Origin of the sequence: Sporosarcina ureae, assembly GCF_002109325.1 — a bacterium.
GTDB lineage: Bacteria > Bacillota > Bacilli > Bacillales_A > Planococcaceae > Sporosarcina > Sporosarcina ureae_C.
Genome location: NZ_CP015348.1, coordinates 1,795,615 through 1,815,357 on the forward strand (window position 1 = coordinate 1,795,615; position 19,743 = coordinate 1,815,357).

Consider the following 19,743-nt stretch of genomic DNA (forward strand, 5'->3'; position numbering starts at 1 on the left):
ATGTCCAATCCGCGAAAATTTAAAACAAAAAGACGCTTAAAGAATGTATCTCTTTAAGCGTCTTTGCTTAGATCTATTTACTTGTGCGAATCTATAATTTCCAAGGCAAGTGACTCCATTGTCATTTGCCGTGACATACTCGTATCACGCATTTTTTTAAATGCTTGTTGCTCCGTTAATTGTTCCATATTCATCAGAATGCCTTTTGCCTTCTCCACGACTTTTCGCTTTTCCACTTCTTGCTTAGCCTGTTGAACGTCTTTTTTCAGACGTTTGGCTTTACTTGATTGGTGAAGAGCTACTTCAATAGCGGGTATTAAATTAGATTCCGATATAGGTTTGACCAAATAGCCAACTATATTATCTTGTTGCGCTTTTTCTACGAATTCCTTTTGGCTGTACGCGGTTATAATGAGGATGGGTATATCTAGCTGTTCCCCAATGATGCGACTTGCTTTCAGGCCATTCATCTTTGGCATTTTGATATCCATCAAAATCAAATCGGGTTTATGCAAGAAGGCCATCTCAATCGCTCTGTCTCCGTCCCCCGCTTCTCCAACTACTTCATAGCCGTGGTCTTGCAAGGTCATTTTTAGGTCCATGCGAATGATCGATTCATCTTCGGCTATCAAGATTCGTTTACTCATCAAAAATTTCCACCTCCGCACCCACTGGAAAGTTGACTACTGCATGAGTCCCGATTTCCCTGGGCACATATAGAAACTCACCATTCAAGTCATTGGTCACCAAATTGTGGATGATTTCCGTACCAAGTGATGTTTGCGGATTCTTCATTCCAACGCCGTTGTCGGACACGTGAAGTTCTACAAAGTCTTGATCTACGGTAAATTCCACATCAATAATTCCCTCTTCTTTGCCTTGAAATGCATGTTTTAAAGAGTTTTGAATAAGCTCATTTATGATAAGCGCAATTGAAACCGCTTTCTTAGAGGTTGTTACTATTTTATTGCCATTCGGCTCAATAATCAAGTCTACTTTCAAATTATATTCATTTAGCACCATGGTTGAGCATATTTTTCTCGTCAAATTTATGATATTTACATCATCATCGTCCGCATGTTCCTTTGTAAGAATAATTTCATAAACCGATGAAATACTATATATACGATTAAGGGTTTCTTCAAAAGTGGAGCGACTTTCCGCAGGCATTCCACTACGCATTTGTAGTCTTATAAGGCTTGCGACTGTTTGCAAATTGTTTTTCACGCGATGATGTATTTCCTTGATTACGACCGATTTCATCATTAACTCTTTTTCTTTTGTGCGAAGTTCGGTAATATCTTGAACAATTAATAACGTCTCTTGAGATTTATTTTTTTCACGCATTCTTATCTTTTTCACTATCAAGTTTTTGCGCTCAATGGTTAGTTCAAAGACGAACACATCATCTTCTTGTGTATAAACTGTTTGTAAAAAAGGTAATAATTCCAATAAATCACGATTTAGCACATCATCTTGGTTACTTATTTCCGTAATTAGTTTTAAGCCTGAAGGATTTGCATAGACTAACCGATTACTTTCGTCTGTCAAAATAAGCATTTCCATCAGTAAATCTGAAACAACGCCGAGTCCTGAATTTGTCATCTGGTCCTCCGCTGTTTCTGTTATGACCGAAAATCTCTTTGCATTATCTGTTGAAGTGGATGACGCTACCTGCTTCTCTGAGATAAGTACGCCAATCACTTGATGATTTGTATTCTTAATGGGCACTACGGTCTGATCCACTACGATACCTTCTTGTGTCATAGCTTGTCTTATGATGGATTTCTTTCCATTGCGATAGGAATAAAACACACCCGGTTCAAAAGATTCAAAAACAATCTTTCCAACAACCGAATTATTATATAGCGGTGTACTACCGACTGGAAAAGCTTCCGCTACAACAATCGCCTGATTACTTGGTTTTAATTTGCAATCGATAAACATATAGGAGTCTGACAAATCGGCATACGTCTGCAGGCTAAACGCCATTTCCTCCAAAATTTTCACGTCTTGATCTGTCAGTTCAGTATGCTGTTTACAAAGTTTTTCTACTGTTGATTTTACCAATGTACCACGACCTTTAATGAGAAGAATACCGCTTCCCCTATTGTGTAAAATTAGTATAAGACGGTTAATGAGAGAGGTCAATCTGTAGGTTCAATGTTACTCAATACTTTTCAAGAAAGGTTTTTATTTTCATTTTATATACTTCCTGATCCATCACAAACGCTTCACCGTGATTTGCGTCATCCACTAAAAATAATGCCGCATCACTCTTTGTCTCTTCATAAAGTTCTTTTGTCATTTCTGTTGGCACGAATGTATCTGCCTTGCCATGAATGTACAGGATTGGTACAGTCGCGCGTTTAACTGCACTCAACGCGTCTGCTTCTTTTAGTGAATACCCCGCTCTAGCATTCGTCAACAAACTCATATTATCGAGTAATGGAAATGCAGGTAAATGAAACATTCTGTCCAGTTGATAGGCAAATAATTGATAAACGGATTGATACGGACTATCTGCAATAATTGCTTTCACTTGTTCGGGAAGTTGCTCACCACTCGCCATTAAAACTGTAGCCGCACCCATCGATAACCCATGATAGATCACTTCTGTATCCGCCCCCAGCTTTTCGCTGAGCAACTTTGTCCAATCAATCAAATCTAAACGATCTGGCCAACCGAAACCGTAATAGTCACCACCGCTTTTTCCATGTCCCCTAGCATTTGGCATGAAAATATTATAGCCAAGTTCCTCATAATAAAATTGACCATACAACCCCATCTGTTTTGCGTTCCCTAAATAACCGTGTGTTAAAATCACCAATTTGTTAGTCGGTTTTTTTGCCGGCAAGAAATAACCCATCAAGTCCAGATCATCTTTTGATGTCATATGAATTTCTTCAAATTCCTGTTGATCTACCCAGTCAAGCCAATCTCCATTTAAAAAAACTTCCATGGTCTCAGCGGATACTTTCAAATCCGCATTGCCTGTCAAAAAATCCTTCGGTCCACGCTTGATAGCCAAGTCATAGAAGAAAAGACTTCCTGCTATCTGAAATACAATAAAGATAGCCACTAGTAAAAAGACAACCTTTTTCCATCTTATTTTTCTCATCTCTATGTCCTCGTTCTCTTTGTCTAAGCATTTTCTCTTATTATACAGTGAAATCTATAATTACGTTATAGCAATTTCATGAGAAAAGCCCCAGTAGTTGGACAACAACTACTGGGGCACCTCTAGTTCACTATTTTTTCTTTTACTTCTTTTTGTTATCTTGCTCGGTAGCCTTATCTGCTCGTTTATACTCTTTGGCGTACAATACTTCCTGTGCGGATGAAAGGCCATTATTCTTATCTGTTAGTGTTTTATGGGGCTGTTTGTTCTCACTCAAGTCTCAACACTCCTTTCCGTCTTACTTTCAGTCTGCCACGATTAGACGAAATTAAACACAGCATTCAGTTATCGTTCTTTGGTTTTCTCACTAAAACCACGTATACTAACTGCATAAGGAGCTGATCACATGAAATTCCATATGACAGAGCACGGTTTTGACACCGAAACCGAATTTGGTACTTTACACATTTCATCCAATGAAGAAAAAGGGTTTCGCCCATACCAGCTGATGGTCGCGTCGATTGCCGCTTGCGGTGGTGGCGTTATGCGAAAGATTCTTGATAAAATGCGTCTGCCTGCAGATGATATCGCCGTGGAAGTGAAAGAAGTCGTACGTTCACAAGATGATGCAAGTCGTCTATTGAAGATTCATCTTCATTTCACAATCACCGGATCAACTATTACCGAAGAAAAAATGCCACGGATCATGGAGCTTACAGAGAAGAATTGCTCCATGTTACAATCTGTAAATGGTTGTATTGAAGTAGTGAAAACATACAAGATTGCCACTAAGTAAGTGCCAATGAAACGACAAGAGAGTTCTCTCTTTTGTCGGTTTTGATGGTTAAAGGACCTTATTTTCCCATTAATAATCCTGTATAATGAATAGAGTATTTAAAAGGAGGTCTACCTATATGAAGAATAAATTAGTTGGGTTGCTAGCAGTTTTATTAGTTTTTGCAGCAACACCATTTCATGCGCAGGCTGCCACACAGTTCTCTGACGTAGATAAGCATTGGGCGAAAACAGAAATTATGTATCTAGCTGACCGTAATATTATAGGCGGTTTTCCAGATGGCACGTTTAAGCCAAATGATCCTATTACACGCGCTCAGGCATCTTCCATGCTCATTAAAGCATTGAAAATTCCTCTGGTGAAAAATCCTACTGTCCAGTTTAAGGACGTCTCGAAAAAGTCCGCATATTATCAGATCCTTGCAACGGTGAGTGAAAAAGGAATTATGAAGGGTGACAATGGTTTCATGCGTCCTGGTGAAGATACTTCACGCGCGCACATGGCCGCGATTATACGCCGTTCGTTTAAAATACCCACAGACAACCAAGCAACATTTGTTGACGTATCGCCAACGCATTGGTCATTCCCTGATATTAATGGAATTGCAAAAAAAGGAATTACGGGCGGTTCTGAAGGTAAATACATGCCTGCAGACTCGGTCACAAGATCCCAATTTGCTGCATTTTTAGTACGTGCTTTGGATGACTCGATGAAACTCAAAGACTACCATTCGTATGTTAGTGTTAAAGGAAAGACAGTTGAACAGAATGGCTTCTTATATACAATTGCCAAAGACAAGGAGTCTACGAAGCTATTTAAAGAAAACAAAAAGGCTGGAACACGTTCAGCCATTTTGGATAGTGCGACAATGCCGGATAACGGTATAAATCGCGAGCTCTTAATGTCCGGTTACCAGATGGTTCTATATAATGACGAAATCTTCATTCCCTATTGGAACCTAATCAATGCAAGTAGTAAAATGCCTGCTGGTTACAATGTAGTAAAATTAAACGTGAATGACTGGAGCTACACAATTGGTAGTATTCCACTTGACCAGAAGTTTCGTAACATGTTCATCTTGAATGACCGTATCTACTATACTCTTGAAAAGAACAAGGATCGTGTTTTTGATTCCAAGTTCGATCCTACTAAGCCAATGGATGATCCGTTGACATTGTATTCGGTCACTATGGACGGCAAAAACAAGAAAACGTTGTTGAACTTCGATGCTCGTGTGATATTCGATGAAGTAGAGGCTAATTCGAAAAGTAATCAAGTCAGCCAAAACAATAAATCAGTAGCATATGATTTATCTACAATGTATTATTTCAATAAAACAGGTGTTTATAAGTATAATTTGTTGGATAAGAAGACTAGTAAAGTTTCAAATGTACTAGCGAAAGACATGGAAGTTACGGCTACGCAGCTAGTTGTGACGGATCAGGCAGGCAAGAAACATCATTTGAAGAAATAAGTAAAAGCGGTACATCTCTATTTAGAGGTGTGCCGCTTTTTTTAACTACTATACGTTTAACTTTAAAACTTCACTACGCCGAGTTAAATATGTCATTCTTTCTCTCGAATGAAAATGGGCTTAGCTATCATCCTTACTAGCACTTGGCCGATGAAAAACGGAATAGCCGTTAGAAGTATAACGATATCCCGACCAAATGGCTTGAACCATCCTCCGTCTTCGGTGATGAAGTTCATAGCTAACACGAGCGAAATTACAGCTGTAATGACATTGATTAACAATACGTAACGGATTTTCACTGTACTTGATAATATACCAGTTATAATAATGAATACGATACAAGCCAATAGTAGATAAGTGGCTTCTTCGCGCTTTACATACTGACCATATTCATAAAAATGAAAGAAGAACGGTGCCGGTATCAAACTCGTAACAAACCATAGGATCTTTATGTGTCGCTTGTTCATAACATTATCTCCCTCTTAACCATACCAATAAATCCGCTTCATACCTTCACTATTAAAAGCCCGACATTCCTGCTGATATTACGAATGTAGTCCATAAAAACCCAAGTCCAATGGCTAAAATCGCAACTGCTCTTAGTGAAATAAGTAAAGTAGTAAGTAATGTTTTTTCTTCAGGCCCTTTTATCTTTAATGTTTGAAGAATGAACGCAGTACCGGCGATTCCTACTGCAAAAGTAATTGCAACCCCTACCCAATACCAGGTTAACCCTCCACCCCAGTACGCCATTTTTTGAAATAAAATACTCATTAAAAATACACCCGAAGCGCATACAAACGCGAGCATCGTATACAATAGTTGTTTCTTTTCTCCCTGCATCACACGTATCCCCTTTCTATTCTATAGATAATCATACACGTTCTACGGTTTTTTTACCGGTACATATCCAACTTTCTCAACCAACTCTTGCCCTTGAGGTGACAGCATCCATTCTATAAATTTCTCTACATTCGGATTTTCCGTACCAGCCGTCACAACGTAAAATTCAGATGAAATTGGATACTCCTCATTGCGTATGGTCTCTTTGTTTGGTTCGACCCCATTGATTGCGAGCAATTTAATTTCATCATTCCCTACCATTTCTGTTGAGTAATAGCGGAACGTATAGCCAATGGCATTTTTATAGTTGCGATACTTCGATACTTCAGAAATTATCCCGCCCATACCCTCAGGCACATTTTCTTCCGGAGCATCCATAATCGGAATATCCCCCATCAACCTTTCCAAAGCCGTTTGACTACCACTGTCTTCCGGTCGCTGGAATGCACGAATCGGTTCGTTATTACCGCCCACCTCTTTCCAATCCGTTATTTTACCTGCATAGATATCTTGAATCTGCTTTAACTCTAAACTAGTAACGGGATTCTTTTGATTAACGAAGAAAACAAATGCTTCCCGACCAACCGGTGTTAATTTCAACTCAAGTCCCTTTTGTTTAGCTGTTTTCAATTGTGCATCGGAAGGTCCAGCCGCGAGAATCATATCCACTTCTCCGCTGAACAAATTATCATAAGCAACTGGCGTAGTATTGACCATCACTTCGCTATCGTACGGATTATATTCCTTTTCCGGATAGACGGCATGAACGAATGCAGCATACAAGGGATATAATGCAGTTGCCCCGTCGATACGCGGCAGATTGTCTTCCAACGTCAATGTAGCCGCTTCATCTAATGACACTAACTTTGATTCTCGACCCATGGAAAATGGCTCATAGTAAAATACATCTACTTCTGCATCCACAGTCGAGATACTTTCTTTATACAGATGCATGATGGGCCATACCGCTGCTCCCATCACGAATATACCTGCAATAATGCCGAACCACTTCTTCCGTTTTTTCGTATTGAAGTAATGGAATATCATCATGACAATCCAAATGTATAGAACAACCACACCAATCACGACTAACGGAATATAATGAATCAATCCCATAAACAGTAAATATAATAAACCTACGCCTGTGAAAAATAGAAAACCAATCAATAGTAGTACCGAAAATGCCATGGGTGCAATCATAACCATTCCCTCCTTTTATTTGCCACTCAACTCATCCAAACGATGCCACGCCTCATCCTCATCAAAGGAACTATACCAGCGATAATGTTCTTCATCCAAGATACGGAAATGTTGACTGATCAAGTTTTGCTGTAAACGGAAACGGCCTTTCGTTTCTAACTCGCGCCACCATACTTTCCCACCCATTGACTGGTCCATTCGGCGATCTATGCCATCATGGGCAATCGTTTCAAGCACTTCCAACGGGTCTCCGCCAACTACTGCCTGCAGTACATCACTTTCTCGAAACAATGCACAAACACCTATCACTGCAGTCCAACTGGCAGCTGCCCTACCCTTTTCAATTTGAATTAACGTCTTTTTTGAAAGACCTAGTACATCAGCCATCTTTTGTTGGGAGTATTCCCTCTCCAATCGGACTACTCGTAACTTTAACGAAATCAGTTCTATTAATTGTTGTTGATTCACGAGATCACCCCATAGTTACATTTAATATCTATTGGTGTAATATTACACCACACATACTAAAAACGCAAATGAATTTTCTAAACTATCTGTTAACCCGCTAACTATCGATTCTTTCGTAAAATTATGATAAGATTTATTGACTTTGTGATTTAGTATAAGAAACGAGGACTTCTATGAAACAGCGTGAACAATGGACATCCAAGATTGGTTTTATCTTAGCTGCTGCTGGCAGTGCTATCGGATTAGGTGCAATCTGGAAGTTTCCTTATATGGCCGGAACAAACGGTGGCAGCGTGTTTGTGCTGTTATTTATTATTTGTACATTATTGATCGGACTACCGATTTTATTGGCTGAGTTTGTCATTGGACGAAGAGGACAGGCAGATGCCGTGACTTCTTTGAAAAAACTTTCAACAGGACGGAGTTGGGGATGGGTTGGATGGATGGGACTTGCATCGTCTTTCATCATCTTATCGTTTTATAGTGTCGTGGGTGGATGGATTCTATCCTATTTAGCACGAGCGTTTACATTTAAACTAGGCGGAATAGATTATGGTGATTTATTCAATACTACGATTGCCAACCCGTGGGAAGTATTACTAGCGCAAGCTTTGTTTATGGCATTGACGATCTTCATCGTTCAAAGCGGAATTCGTGGTGGAATTGAGCGAGCAAGTCGCTGGATTATGCCGCTACTATTCTTGTCTTTCATTGTATTGGCGATTCGTTCGTTAACACTGGATGGCGCAATGGAAGGTGTTCGGTTCTTATTCGTGCCAGATTGGAGTTATCTCAACGGAAAAACATTCCTTGTTGCGTTAGGACAAGCATTCTTTTCCCTCAGTGTCGGTGTAACGGCTATGATGACGTATGCTTCCTACCTTTCAAAAGAGGAAAAGCTTGGACAGTCTGCATTTAATGTCTCAATGCTAAATATCGCGATTTCTATACTAGCAGGACTTGTGATTTTCCCAGCCGTATTCGCGTTAGGACACTCACCTGAGGCAGGCCCTGGTTTGATCTTCGTCATCCTACCGGCTATTTTCAATGAAATTCCGTTCGGTGGCGTATTCTTGATTATCTTCTTTTTCCTTATGCTGTTTGCGACATTGACTTCCGCCATTGCGATGCTCGAGATCGTAGTGTCTACAGGCATCCGTAAAAAGCATGACAGACGAAAACGTGCTTCCTGGGTATTCGGAGGACTAATCTTTTTAGTAGGAATCCCAAGCGCATTATCATTTGGTTTACTATCCGACGTGAGCATCTTCGGTAACTCCATTTTTGACTTCGCTGATTTGCTGACGAGCAGAATTGCGATGCCGCTTGGTGCGTTGGCTGTGTCTTTATTTGCTGGCTTTGTGCTGACGAAAGAGGATACGGCGGAAGAGTTAGGCATGAATCCCGCTCTTCACACGTTTTGGAAAGTGATCGTCCGCTACTTCGCCCCGATTGCAATTGTAATCATATTCTTCACTTGGATTTTAGGCATGTAAAAAGCACGCCGGAGAAACTCTCCGGCGTGCTTTTAGTTTGTGTATACTTATGAAAAACAGTGGGCTATGAGCAGTTTTAAGGTGCCTATGAGCGGATATCCAGTGTCTATGAGCAGAGACGGTACTCGATAGAGCGGTCATCAGCTGTCATAGAGCACTTAAAGTTCCTGATAGAGCGCTCAGAGAGAATCAATGAGCCTGTGACGTCAGAAAAGTTCTAGTTTGGAACAAACGCATCCGCCCGGAATGCAGTGGAACGCTTCACTCACGCCAATCGTGTTTAGCAAGCTCAGATATGTTTCATAAGAGCTTCTACCACTAGCGTTAGTCCTGCCAAATCATCTTCAGAAAAACGATCCAGTTCAGGGCTGTCGATATCGAGCACACCGATTACTTCTCCATCTTTAATCATAGGCACGACAACTTCGGAACGAGATGCCGCGTCGCATGCAATATGGCCCGGGAATGCATTGACGTCGGCTACAACAAGGCCTTCTTTCGTCTTCGCAACCGTTCCGCAAACTCCGCGGCCCAGTGGAATGCGGATACATGCAGGCAAGCCTTGGAATGGCCCTAGCACTAGTTCATCGCCATCCATCAAATAAAAACCTACCCAGTTAATCCGATCAAAGAACTGATTAAGTAACGCAGATGCATTGCTTAAATTTGCGTACATATTTGGCTCTCCAGACACTAATGCGTCTAATTGCGTGGAAAGCTGTTTATATTTCTCTTGTAGATTGTTGGAATAGTCAATAGGTGTGTACATATGATTCCCTGCTTTCTGTGTATAGATCTACCTTTTATCATACACAGAATTACGTTGTGGGAAAAGTAATCGAACTTTATTACATACTTCTTATCAATCTAGTTTCACCTTCAATACCTCTCCGGTTACGGCATCTATTTTAACTTCATACTTATGCCCTTCCATAGTGCGGATATCTACTTCATAGATTAATATACCATCATCAAACTCTAGCTCAGATTTCACCACTTGCCCCGGTACTCTTTGCAATGCAATTTCATTCGCCTGCTCCATGGAAATTCTACGGTATTGAGGATGTTGCCAGTGATTCATCCAATATTCATTTTGCTGATTCAATTGATGATCCCTCCCATTTCTTCTTCGCTATCAATCTATGCCAAAGAGTGGGAAAGTGTTTCTCTACTACGTATGTCGTTTACGATAGAAAAACGGATTATTTCCGAGGAAACAATCCGTTTTTGTCAGGCGGTTTGCGCTGAAGAGTTTCTTTGTTTGTAACGCATCCAAATAATAAGTGGGATGAGCAGTAACGAGATATATGTTCCTAGGAAGCTCAGCATGGAAAAGCCCGAGAACGCAACGATAATTCCCGAAACCAAGCCACCGACTGTACCCGCTAGTGCAACAAACACATCGATCGTTCCTTGGATCTTCGCACGCGTCAACACATCAGTTGAATCGATTACAATTGCTGTTCCACTAATTAACCCGAAGTTCCAACCAACTCCGAGTAATATGAGTGCCACAGACATCCAGAGTATCGATCCTCCTGCTACATAGGCTGAAAGAATACCCGCGGTTGCAAGTGTCACACCGGAAGCAATCACCATAGCCGGACGTCCAATCCGGTCTACTAATACGCCTGTGAAAATCGATGGTAAGTACATCCCTGCAATATGAAGTCCAATAACTATGCCAATACCCGATATTTCCGCGCCGTGATGCTGCATATGAAGCGGTGTCATAGTCATAATGGCAACCATGACGCCGTGAGACAGAACGAGAACAATGGCTCCTATCCAAATCCCCATTCTGTTCGCCGTATGCTGCTGCATAAATTGTCCTTCACTGGATTCTCCTTGATTCTTTTGATTGGCCAATTCAATTTCACGTGCTACTAGTAGCGGATCGGGATTTAAAAACAGTAGGAAGGTCAAACCGGACAATAAATACGCGACACCGGCTAGTAAGAATACACCTGTCAATGAAGGAATACCGATAAAATCCGCCACGTATCCCATAGGTAATACGAGATTCGGTCCTGCGACCGCTCCGATTGTGGTCGAAACCAATGCTACACTGACTGCTGTAGCACGTTGCTTTTTATTGGCAAGATCTGTTCCTGCATAGCGCGCCTGTAAGTTCGAAGAAGTCCCCGCCCCATATATGAAAAGAAAAATAAATAAAATAGCCAAGCTTCCAGACATGGTGGCCAGAATAACACCAAATGCTCCAATTCCACCTGTAATAAAGCCAGCTCCCAAGCCGAATCTCCGGCCGTATCGCTGTGATAGTCTGCCCACTAGATAGGCTGAAAGAGCTGAACCGAATGTGGAAAGTGCAATCGGCATACCCGCCAGACTTTCGTTACCAGTCATCTCCTGTATGATCAAAGATCCTACTGTGATTCCTGCAGCGAGTCCTGCACCACTAAATATTTGGGATATGATCACGACAAGTAAAGATCGCTTGTAGAGTTGCTTCTGCGCTTCTTCAGAATTTACATAGTACGAATAGTCTTGTCGTCTTGACATGAAATTTCCCAGCTCCTTCTTTACGTCTATGCCATTTTGCTATGTATAAAGATAAATCTTTTTATGCTTTACTCATCTTATCACACCTAGACAAGTAGACGGCGAGAATTTATCTGAATATAAAAACAAGCAAGTCCAGGTGTAATGGACTTGCTTGTTTTGTTCTACTATTGCTTAAGATTAAATAAACGGTGCAATAAAAGTAGGATGATCAGAGAATTGTGCTATACGCTTTTCCCCTTCATGTACCCACTTTTCATCGTATACAATTGGACCGTCTTTGTCTTCAGGTGTTTGGAACTGATCGAGACCGACAGCTGCTAGAACCGGGCTATCATCGTCGTCTAATCCAATATTGACTACATGATTGATGATAAATGGCACGTCGAATTCGATCATGGCACTATCTTCATCGAGTTCACCGTCGATCACATGGAAAGGTATTCGCAAGTAGATGGTATCACTGCCGTCCTGATTCAGGATGGAGTCGAAGTTTCCTCTGTCGAAGTCCCAATTTCCACCCATTTGAATGTCATGTTCTGCGAGAATTTTAGTTGCATCTCCAAATAGTGATTTCTTTCCTGGTAGATTTGTTTTTAGTTCGATCATGGCTTGTCCTCTTTTCTATGTCAGTTTTTCTTGTTGTTTGTCTAGTTGATAGTAGTTTTAAGAATACCCTAGTTAGCTGTTTGGCAAACTTCTAAAGGTAGTTGATCTTTAAAAGAAATAGAGGGATGGAGTCGTCGTTTTTACACAAAAGAAAAGACTACCAAATACATAGGCAGTCTACTTTCTTTTATTTCATTAATTCCTGATACCGTCGCAAGCATTCTTCATACGCTTCTTGTACGGTTTCGGCTTGGATGACGTCTTCACCGGTTGTAGCAAAACGGGCCACGGAATGTTCGTATTGTGGGTCGTAGTAGTGGATCAGTAGTTGCTCCACGGCTTGTGCAAAGCGTCCGTTTTCTAAATCTTCTTGGATCTGTGCGGTGATTGGTTGGTGGATCCGTTTGCGAATTCGAGCAAATGCTTCTAAGAATAGTTCCGGTTGTTTTTCGGGTTCGTATTCGGAGAGGATTTCTTCTACACGTACTTTGACCGGTAGTTGAATGATCCATTGAGGACTCTGCTCTTTTTTCTTAAACAGTAGTTCAGGCATATGCACTTGGCCTATGCGTTTGCTTTCGCCTTCGATGAAGATGAATGGTTCATTCGCATACTTTACTAGTTTATCTGCAATTAGTAATTCGAATTTCTTCTGATTGTTCGGTTGCACACCGATCTGTCCGAATATCGAACCGCGATGACCTGCCATTCCTTCTAAATCGATGACCGGACAACCGTCTTCCATCAGCTTGTGAAGAATCTTCGTCTTGCCGCTGCCAGTATAGCCGTTAAGTACAAGTAATTTAGGTGTGATAGGTTCTTGCAGTCGCGCAATAACCCACTGACGATACGTATGTATTCCGCCACTGATCCGACTTGAGCGGATTCCCATTAATTCAAGCACGGTCATTGCCGTTTTGCTTCGCATGCCGCCACGCCAGCAAAATACGGTAATCTGTGCATCAATCTTCCTGAATTCGTCAATGAAGTCAGGCAACTTCTTGGAGAAAATAGCTAGTCCATGATCCATTGCTACTTCTTTGCCTACTTGTTTATAAAGCGTTCCTACTTCTGCACGTTCTTCATTTGTAAAGATTGGAATATTGATACTACCTGGAATAGTAGCTTCTTCATACTCTTTAGGCGTACGCACATCGACTAAAGTTTGTGAATGATTTTTTTGCAAGTCGAGTGCTTCCGCCAATGTAATGTCTCGTACCATGTGATTCCCCATCTCCTTGATTTACTGCACGATAATTCGACCGCTATGTTCATCGGTCACTTCCCCAATAATATGCGCATCGACTCCAGCTTCGCGTAATTGTGCATGCAGACGATCTGCTTCATCTCCTGCAACTGCTACAAGCAATCCACCAGAAGTTACCGCGTCACATAAAATCCATCTACCGACTTGATCCAATGATTCGGGGTATTCAACGATGTCCTCTATATGAGCAAAGTTGTTTTTCGTACCGCCTGGGACTGAGCCCGCTTCTGCCAGTTCTCTTGTACGCGGCAAAACAGGTACTTTCTCGTTATCAATACGTAAACAAACGCCACTACCTGTTGCCATTTCAGAAGCATGTCCAAGTAAACCGAAGCCTGTTACGTCTGTCGCAGCATGAATACTATATTCATCCATCACTTCTGACGCTGTTTTATTGAGTGTCGTCATCACTTTTGTCACGTGAATTTCCTCTTCTTCAGACAATAATCCGTTTTTCAAGGAAGTGGTCATGATTCCTACACCAATTGGTTTTGTTAGAATCAAACGATCTCCAGGCTTAGCACCAGCGTTTGTACGGATCTTGTCGGGATGCACCGTTCCAGTTACTTGCATACCGAATTTTGGTTCCTGATCATCAATTGAATGTCCGCCAACTAGTACTGCACCAGCTTCTTTCAATTTGTCTGCGGCTCCACGCAAGATTTCCGTTAGAATATTGCGATCGAGTGTATGAATGGGAAAGGCTACGATATTCAATGCTGTGATAGGTGTTCCACCCATTGCGTAGACGTCACTGATTGCATTCGCCGCTGCCACTTGTCCAAAATCATACGGATCATTGACAATTGGCGTGAAGAAATCAAGTGTCTGCACAATAGCAGTCGTGTCATTTATTTTATAAACACCGGCGTCGTCGCTCGTATCCAGTCCGACTAGTAAGTTGGGATCCGTTAGGCCAGGGGGCAATGTGCGTAGAACTTCAGCCAAATCAGCAGGCCCTATTTTACACCCACACCCTCCTTTTGAAGATAATGAAGTAAGTTTTATAGAAGAGTTTCGCATTACAGGTATCAACCTTTCAATTTGTAGTCCCTTAATTTTACCATAGAGTTTGTATTCTAGAGTTGTTGAACACTTGAAATTCCTATTGACACACAAAGAGGCTGAGCGTAAATCGCACAGCCTCACTTAATTCATTTTATTACTTTACATAAAGTACTTGCCATTCATTATCATGTTTCTCTATACGCGTTCCTGTCCAACCAGTCAATAACAATTGCTGTTGTCGTTCGATATCCTGCATAGGAACTGCTTGCTGTTCGGACGTAGCTTCTTTGAAAGGCTTCTGCAAATCTCTGAATAAAATATAGCGTAGTTTATTGCCGTACTTAACTTGTAGTGCTTTGATTTGTAAATCAAGTGCAAATTTATCCTTTAAGCTCGGTATATTAAATGGTGCAACGGTTGTACAAATATAGCGATAATGCTCACTCTCGATGTGCTCCATTAGCCATTTGCCGAGGATCGTCTGTAATCCATGACCCCTAAAGGCTGGATCCACACAGGTGATTTCTGAGTACAGTACACTTGTCAATTCGTTTTGCGCTACACCTACGTCGATTCCTAAATGCTCGTCATCTTCACCAGGATCCAGCATAGCTCGGAACGCAATGAGGCGATCATCGACGTAGGCACCTGCCATCATGCCGTTACCGTGTAAAATATATAAAAATTCTTCTTCCGTTAGTGGTTGTAAGAATTCGGGTTGCTCGAGTACTGCCATGACCTGTTCTTGCAAAGCCAAAACTTCCGGTAGTTGATCTTCTGTAAGCAGTGAAAGTGAAGATTGTAACGTCATAGTGCCACCTTTTCTTTACGTACCGTCAATTCTTCTAGAGTTTGCTCGTCTACGTCAATTCCTAGCCCGGATTTTTCATTGAGTTCAATAAACGGTACGTCATAGCGTAGATTGCCGACATCTTTGCTGAATTTCAATGGCCCAGTCAATTCTACGCTTGTCATCGCTTTTTGTGAGAAAGCTACATGGAAACCTGCTGCAGAGCCAATGGATGACTCTACCATTGAGCCAACCTGACATTCGATTCCAGCCATTTCCGCCATATGTGCAAGTTTCATAGCAGGATACATACCCCCGCATTTCATTAGCTTGATATTCACTTTATCTGCTGCACGTTTTGCGATAATCTCACGCATATCACGCACACCGCGTAGTCCTTCATCTACCATTAGAGGCGTTGCAGTTTTCGATTTGATTTCTACCATCGCATCGATATCATCCGCTTTCACAGGTTGCTCGAGCCAGTCTAGTTCACAACTTTCCAATTGCTTCATCGCCTGTAATGTCGTCGCACTGTTGCTCCATCCTTGATTGACGTCAACACGAATTGCAATATCCTTACCTACACGCTCACGTACTGCTTGAATACGCTTGACGTCTTCCGTTGCGTTGGTACCTACCTTCATCTTCAATGAACCATAGCCCGCTTCTACACGTTCTGCGGCTTCTTGTGCCATATGTTCAGGAGACGCGATACTTAACACATGCGTAATCGGAAACTTCTCATGATAGCGTCCACCGAGAAGATTATAGGCTGGGATACTATATGCTTTTCCTACTACATCAAAACAAGCTATATCCAGTGCAGCTTTTGCAGTAGGTACACCGTAGATTGCCTGATCCATTATTTCATGAATTCTACCAAAGCAGCTCGGATCTTCTCCAAGTAAAATAGGGGCGAGCGTGTGTTGGAGTACAGCAAATGTACCTTCCCAACTTTCTCCTGTTACATGGTCGTCCGCCACTGCTTCACCGTAGCCGACATGTCCGGTATCTGTCGTCATCTTCACGATAATAGATGGCATGTCATCGTAAGACGCGTAGCTAATCACAAATGGTTCGTGGAGAGGCAATCTAATCGCGAATATTTCAATTTCAGTTATTTTCATTATATATTCTTCCTTTCCTATTTGCATTCTTTCATTCGTATTGTATGATTGTCGTTAAATAGTCGTTAATGAAAGAGGAGGTATCTATATGAAGGTTACCATTGCATTGATTGGGTCACAAGAGTTTTGCCAACAAGCGGAAACTATTGTGTTGCCTCAAAACATCCGCATCGATTGTTATCAATACCGTAATCCTTCAGAAGCACCGAGTTTGCTCGACACGATGAAGCCTTGTCATGCGATTCTGTTTTCTGGATCCTTGCCATATGAGGCATCTGAGCATGTTCTTAAGACCATCTCCGTTCCTGTACTTTATCTTCAACAAAATGAACATACTATCGCTGTTACATTATTATACCTTGCTTCAGAAAAGAATTTAGCAATTTACGATATTTCTATCGATATAAAAGATCGTTCTCATATCGAACATATTTTGCGTGACCTCGACACTTTATCGCCCAGTAAGAAACCCGCTATACATGAATTGCAGAGGAACAGTGATTTACAAGCGATTGTAAACTTTCACGTGGAACACTTCAGAAGCGGGCAATCTAAAATGGCAGTGACCAGTGTGCATGCCGTCTATGACCAACTAAAAGCAGCAGGGATTCCCGCTTTTCGTATGCTTGATCCCGTCAGTAATACTTTACGTGCACTTGAACAAGCTGCACACCAAGCAAGTCTTGAAAGAAGTAAAGCAACTAAAATCGCAGTCGGATTATTGAAAGTACATAATAAGAAGAAATTTTCTCATGAAACAGTAGTGAAACTAGCTAATTACTTACAGGCAAAGTGGTCGGAAAGTGAAGGTTTCTACTACTTCTATACTTCGCTAGGTACTGTGGAGTTCGTGTTGGCACTGGAATCATTCGTTCTCTTTATCAACTCTATACCCGAAGCTTCTTTATCTTTTGGATTGGGTCAAACTATTGTAGAAGCTAGCGACAATGCGTGGAGTGCGCTGCAACTCGGTTCAAACGAAGGCATTTTTATGCTAGATGAACATAAACAGCTTCACGGACCGTTGCCTTCTACAAACATCTCCATCGCCATGAAGCTCGAAGAACCAAAGTTACTAGCAATTAGCAAGAAGACTACTCTCAGTCCTGCAGTCATTTCCAAGATCATTCAGTTCAATCAATTCAGACAATCCACTTCTTTTACTGCACATGATCTCGCCGGGTATTTAGCCGTTTCAAGAAGAACCGCAGAACGGACGATCAAGAAATTGATGGATCATCAATTCATACAGGCAGTTGGTGAAGAAATGACATATTCGCAAGGCCGCCCCCGTGCTCTATATGAAATGAAACTCCCCCACCCATAACGAAAGAAAAGCCGTAGAAATAATCTCGGCTTTTCTTTTTTATATTATTCCAACTGCACTTCTGGCTCTAACCGTGCCTCTTGCTCATCCATCTCTACGATTTCTTCCGATGTCATTTTTACAATGCTGAAGCCGGTTAATGCATACACAATCGACAACAACGGAACCGCGAAATTCAAAATAGCATACGGACCATATTCTACAACACTGACACCAAGTGTACCGAATATAAACACACCACATGTATTCCACGGAATGAATACGGAAGTCAGAGTTCCACCGTCCTCAAGCGCACGCGACAGGTTCTTGGAGCTTAATCCCATGTCTTTATAGGTTTTACTAAACATTCTAGAAGGCACTACAATCGAAACGTATTGCTCTGAACACGTAGCGTTGGTTAGAACACACGCACCGATCGTCGAAATAATCAATGATGACGTAGATTTCACGACTTTCAACAATTGCTTCATGATTGCACGTAGCATTCCGGAATACTCAAGGATTCCACCAAACGTCATCGCCACAATCGTCATGGAAACGGTATACATCATACTATCGAGTCCACCGCCATTGAATAAATTATCAACTAATTTATTACCTGTTTCAATAGCAAATCCGCTCTGTAAAGCATGAAGAGCGTCTGCAAACGTCCCGCCCTGAATAGTGATGTGCGAAATGAATCCTAACACAATACCGATAATTAATGCAGGAACCGCAGGAATCTTTAACGCGACCATTACAATGACCGCTAACGGAACGAGCAATAGCCAAGGTGAAATAATAAAGCTTTCTTGCATGACTTGCGATGTTTTCGCAATCGATGATAATTCTGCTTCACCCGATCCAAACTTTCTTCCCAAGAAGGTAAACACAGCCAATGCGATGAGTAAACCAGGAATCGTCGTATACAACATATGCTTAATATGATCGAATAAATCTGTCCCTGTCAGCCCTGCTGCAAGGTTCGTCGTATCCGAAAGAGGTGACATTTTATCACCAAAATACGCACCTGAAATAACAGCACCCGCGACCATGCCTGCTGGAATTCCCATACTTAACCCGATGCCCATACCTGCCACACCGATCGTTGCCATCGTGGACCATGAACTACCGATTGCCAACGAAACAAGCGCACAAATTAACGCAATGGCAACTAGGAACCAAGATGGTGTAATGATCTTCAATCCGTAGAAAATCATTGTAGCGACGATGCCGCCACCCATCCACGAACCAATCACTAATCCAACGAGCATAATGATAATGACGGCAGGAAGTGCTAAACGAATGCCTTTGTACATCATTTCTTCAATCTCTTTCCAGGAATAACCGTAACGCCAAGCGACGAGTGCCGCAATAGAAGTACCTACTATTAACGGCATATGTGGTCCTTGCTCTAGCTTTACCACGGTGATCAGCATCACTACAATCATCAATACTAGTGGCAGTACAGCCCACCAAAAACCTATCTCTCTTTTTTCTCTTTTCGCTTCCATAATTCACCCCACCCATCTTCTGATAATTCCGTAATGTCGTTATATAGTCGTTTAATCTATAGTAAGCGTTTTCTGAATTACTTGTCAATGCAAAATTTGTAAGCGTTTTCCGAAGTCACGAACTCTTCATATAGAATACGTTTATAGTACTTTGATAACGGGAATACTATAAAGTACTTTCACGAATGGGAGGCGCGC

General features: G+C 41.6%; 21 protein-coding genes. 4 read left to right on the forward strand and 17 right to left on the reverse strand.

What is annotated here, in order from left to right; all coding sequences use genetic code 11:
* Positions 1-77: 77 nt before the first annotated feature.
* From SporoP32a_RS09000 to SporoP32a_RS09015, 4 genes are all read right to left on the reverse strand, one after another.
* Complete coding sequence (locus tag SporoP32a_RS09000; RefSeq protein ID WP_085427590.1) at positions 78-647, reverse strand: ANTAR domain-containing response regulator; 570 nt, start codon at positions 645-647, stop codon at positions 78-80.
* Positions 640-2,070: a sensor histidine kinase gene (locus tag SporoP32a_RS09005; protein WP_099624889.1), complete on the reverse strand. Its 1,431-nt coding sequence runs from the start codon at positions 2,068-2,070 to the stop codon at positions 640-642. Before SporoP32a_RS09005 ends, SporoP32a_RS09000 begins: the two co-directional genes overlap by 8 nt.
* Positions 2,071-2,170: 100 nt before the next feature.
* Positions 2,171-3,121, reverse strand: coding sequence for an alpha/beta hydrolase (locus SporoP32a_RS09010; protein WP_198166138.1), 951 nt, complete (start codon positions 3,119-3,121; stop codon positions 2,171-2,173).
* 142 nt (positions 3,122-3,263) lie between these two features.
* Positions 3,264-3,398 (reverse strand): YfhE family protein, encoded by a 135-nt coding sequence (locus SporoP32a_RS09015; protein WP_085132148.1) that lies wholly within the window; start codon positions 3,396-3,398, stop codon positions 3,264-3,266.
* Between the two features lie 129 nt (positions 3,399-3,527).
* Between SporoP32a_RS09015 and SporoP32a_RS09020 the strand changes: the two genes are divergently transcribed.
* Both SporoP32a_RS09020 and SporoP32a_RS09025 read left to right on the forward strand, forming a co-directional pair.
* Complete coding sequence (locus SporoP32a_RS09020) at positions 3,528-3,917, forward strand: OsmC family protein (RefSeq protein ID WP_085427592.1); 390 nt, start codon at positions 3,528-3,530, stop codon at positions 3,915-3,917.
* A gap of 118 nt (positions 3,918-4,035) precedes the next feature.
* On the forward strand, positions 4,036-5,391 hold the full coding sequence (locus tag SporoP32a_RS09025; RefSeq protein WP_158232646.1) for an S-layer homology domain-containing protein: 1,356 nt from the start codon (positions 4,036-4,038) through the stop codon (positions 5,389-5,391).
* 92 nt (positions 5,392-5,483) lie between these two features.
* Here SporoP32a_RS09025 and SporoP32a_RS09030 read toward each other — a convergent pair whose 3' ends face one another.
* The 4 genes from SporoP32a_RS09030 to SporoP32a_RS09045 are packed head-to-tail and all read right to left on the reverse strand — an operon-like array spanning position 5,484 to position 7,902.
* Entirely contained in the window at positions 5,484-5,858 is a 375-nt protein-coding gene (locus tag SporoP32a_RS09030; protein ID WP_085427594.1) for a hypothetical protein, read from the reverse strand.
* Positions 5,859-5,910: 52 nt separating this feature from the next.
* Positions 5,911-6,234, reverse strand: coding sequence for a hypothetical protein (locus tag SporoP32a_RS09035; RefSeq protein ID WP_085427595.1), 324 nt, complete (start codon positions 6,232-6,234; stop codon positions 5,911-5,913).
* 42 nt (positions 6,235-6,276) lie between these two features.
* Entirely contained in the window at positions 6,277-7,434 is a 1,158-nt protein-coding gene (locus SporoP32a_RS09040; protein WP_085427596.1) for a substrate-binding domain-containing protein, read from the reverse strand.
* Between the two features lie 15 nt (positions 7,435-7,449).
* Positions 7,450-7,902, reverse strand: a complete 453-nt coding sequence (locus tag SporoP32a_RS09045) for a helix-turn-helix transcriptional regulator (RefSeq protein ID WP_085427597.1) — start codon at positions 7,900-7,902, stop codon at positions 7,450-7,452.
* Between the two features lie 173 nt (positions 7,903-8,075).
* Here SporoP32a_RS09045 and SporoP32a_RS09050 point away from each other — a divergent pair, with 173 nt between their 5' ends.
* A complete protein-coding gene (locus SporoP32a_RS09050) occupies positions 8,076-9,398 on the forward strand; it encodes a sodium-dependent transporter (protein WP_085427598.1) in 1,323 nt (440 codons plus the stop codon).
* 289 nt (positions 9,399-9,687) lie between these two features.
* On the opposite strand, the gene SporoP32a_RS09055 is transcribed toward SporoP32a_RS09050, so the two are convergent.
* The 8 genes from SporoP32a_RS09055 to SporoP32a_RS09090 form a co-directional block, all read right to left on the reverse strand.
* Positions 9,688-10,167: a GAF domain-containing protein gene (locus SporoP32a_RS09055; RefSeq protein WP_085427599.1), complete on the reverse strand. Its 480-nt coding sequence runs from the start codon at positions 10,165-10,167 to the stop codon at positions 9,688-9,690.
* A 93-nt stretch (positions 10,168-10,260) separates the two neighbouring features.
* Positions 10,261-10,503, reverse strand: a complete 243-nt coding sequence (locus SporoP32a_RS09060) for a PepSY domain-containing protein (RefSeq protein WP_232319502.1) — start codon at positions 10,501-10,503, stop codon at positions 10,261-10,263.
* Positions 10,504-10,628: 125 nt separating this feature from the next.
* Complete coding sequence (locus SporoP32a_RS09065) at positions 10,629-11,921, reverse strand: MFS transporter (protein ID WP_085427600.1); 1,293 nt, start codon at positions 11,919-11,921, stop codon at positions 10,629-10,631.
* Positions 11,922-12,101: 180 nt separating this feature from the next.
* Complete coding sequence (locus SporoP32a_RS09070; RefSeq protein ID WP_085427601.1) at positions 12,102-12,530, reverse strand: YugN family protein; 429 nt, start codon at positions 12,528-12,530, stop codon at positions 12,102-12,104.
* A 187-nt stretch (positions 12,531-12,717) separates the two neighbouring features.
* The gene (mnmH, locus tag SporoP32a_RS09075) at positions 12,718-13,752 is read right to left on the reverse strand and encodes a tRNA 2-selenouridine(34) synthase MnmH (protein ID WP_085427602.1); all 1,035 of its coding nucleotides are present in this window, start codon (positions 13,750-13,752) and stop codon (positions 12,718-12,720) included.
* Between the two features lie 21 nt (positions 13,753-13,773).
* Positions 13,774-14,820: a selenide, water dikinase SelD gene (gene selD, locus SporoP32a_RS09080; RefSeq protein WP_085427603.1), complete on the reverse strand. Its 1,047-nt coding sequence runs from the start codon at positions 14,818-14,820 to the stop codon at positions 13,774-13,776.
* A 139-nt stretch (positions 14,821-14,959) separates the two neighbouring features.
* The gene (locus SporoP32a_RS09085) at positions 14,960-15,616 is read right to left on the reverse strand and encodes a GNAT family N-acetyltransferase (RefSeq protein ID WP_085427604.1); all 657 of its coding nucleotides are present in this window, start codon (positions 15,614-15,616) and stop codon (positions 14,960-14,962) included.
* Positions 15,613-16,725, reverse strand: a complete 1,113-nt coding sequence (locus tag SporoP32a_RS09090; RefSeq protein ID WP_085427605.1) for a mandelate racemase/muconate lactonizing enzyme family protein — start codon at positions 16,723-16,725, stop codon at positions 15,613-15,615. The genes SporoP32a_RS09085 and SporoP32a_RS09090 overlap by 4 nt, the downstream gene beginning before the upstream one ends.
* A gap of 88 nt (positions 16,726-16,813) precedes the next feature.
* On the opposite strand from SporoP32a_RS09090, the gene SporoP32a_RS09095 reads away from it, so the two are divergent.
* Positions 16,814-18,052 (forward strand): HTH domain-containing protein, encoded by a 1,239-nt coding sequence (locus SporoP32a_RS09095; RefSeq protein ID WP_085427606.1) that lies wholly within the window; start codon positions 16,814-16,816, stop codon positions 18,050-18,052.
* Positions 18,053-18,096: 44 nt separating this feature from the next.
* On the opposite strand, the gene nhaC is transcribed toward SporoP32a_RS09095, so the two are convergent.
* On the reverse strand, positions 18,097-19,545 hold the full coding sequence (gene nhaC, locus SporoP32a_RS09100) for a Na+/H+ antiporter NhaC (RefSeq protein WP_085427607.1): 1,449 nt from the start codon (positions 19,543-19,545) through the stop codon (positions 18,097-18,099).
* Between the last annotated feature and the right edge of the window lie 198 nt (positions 19,546-19,743).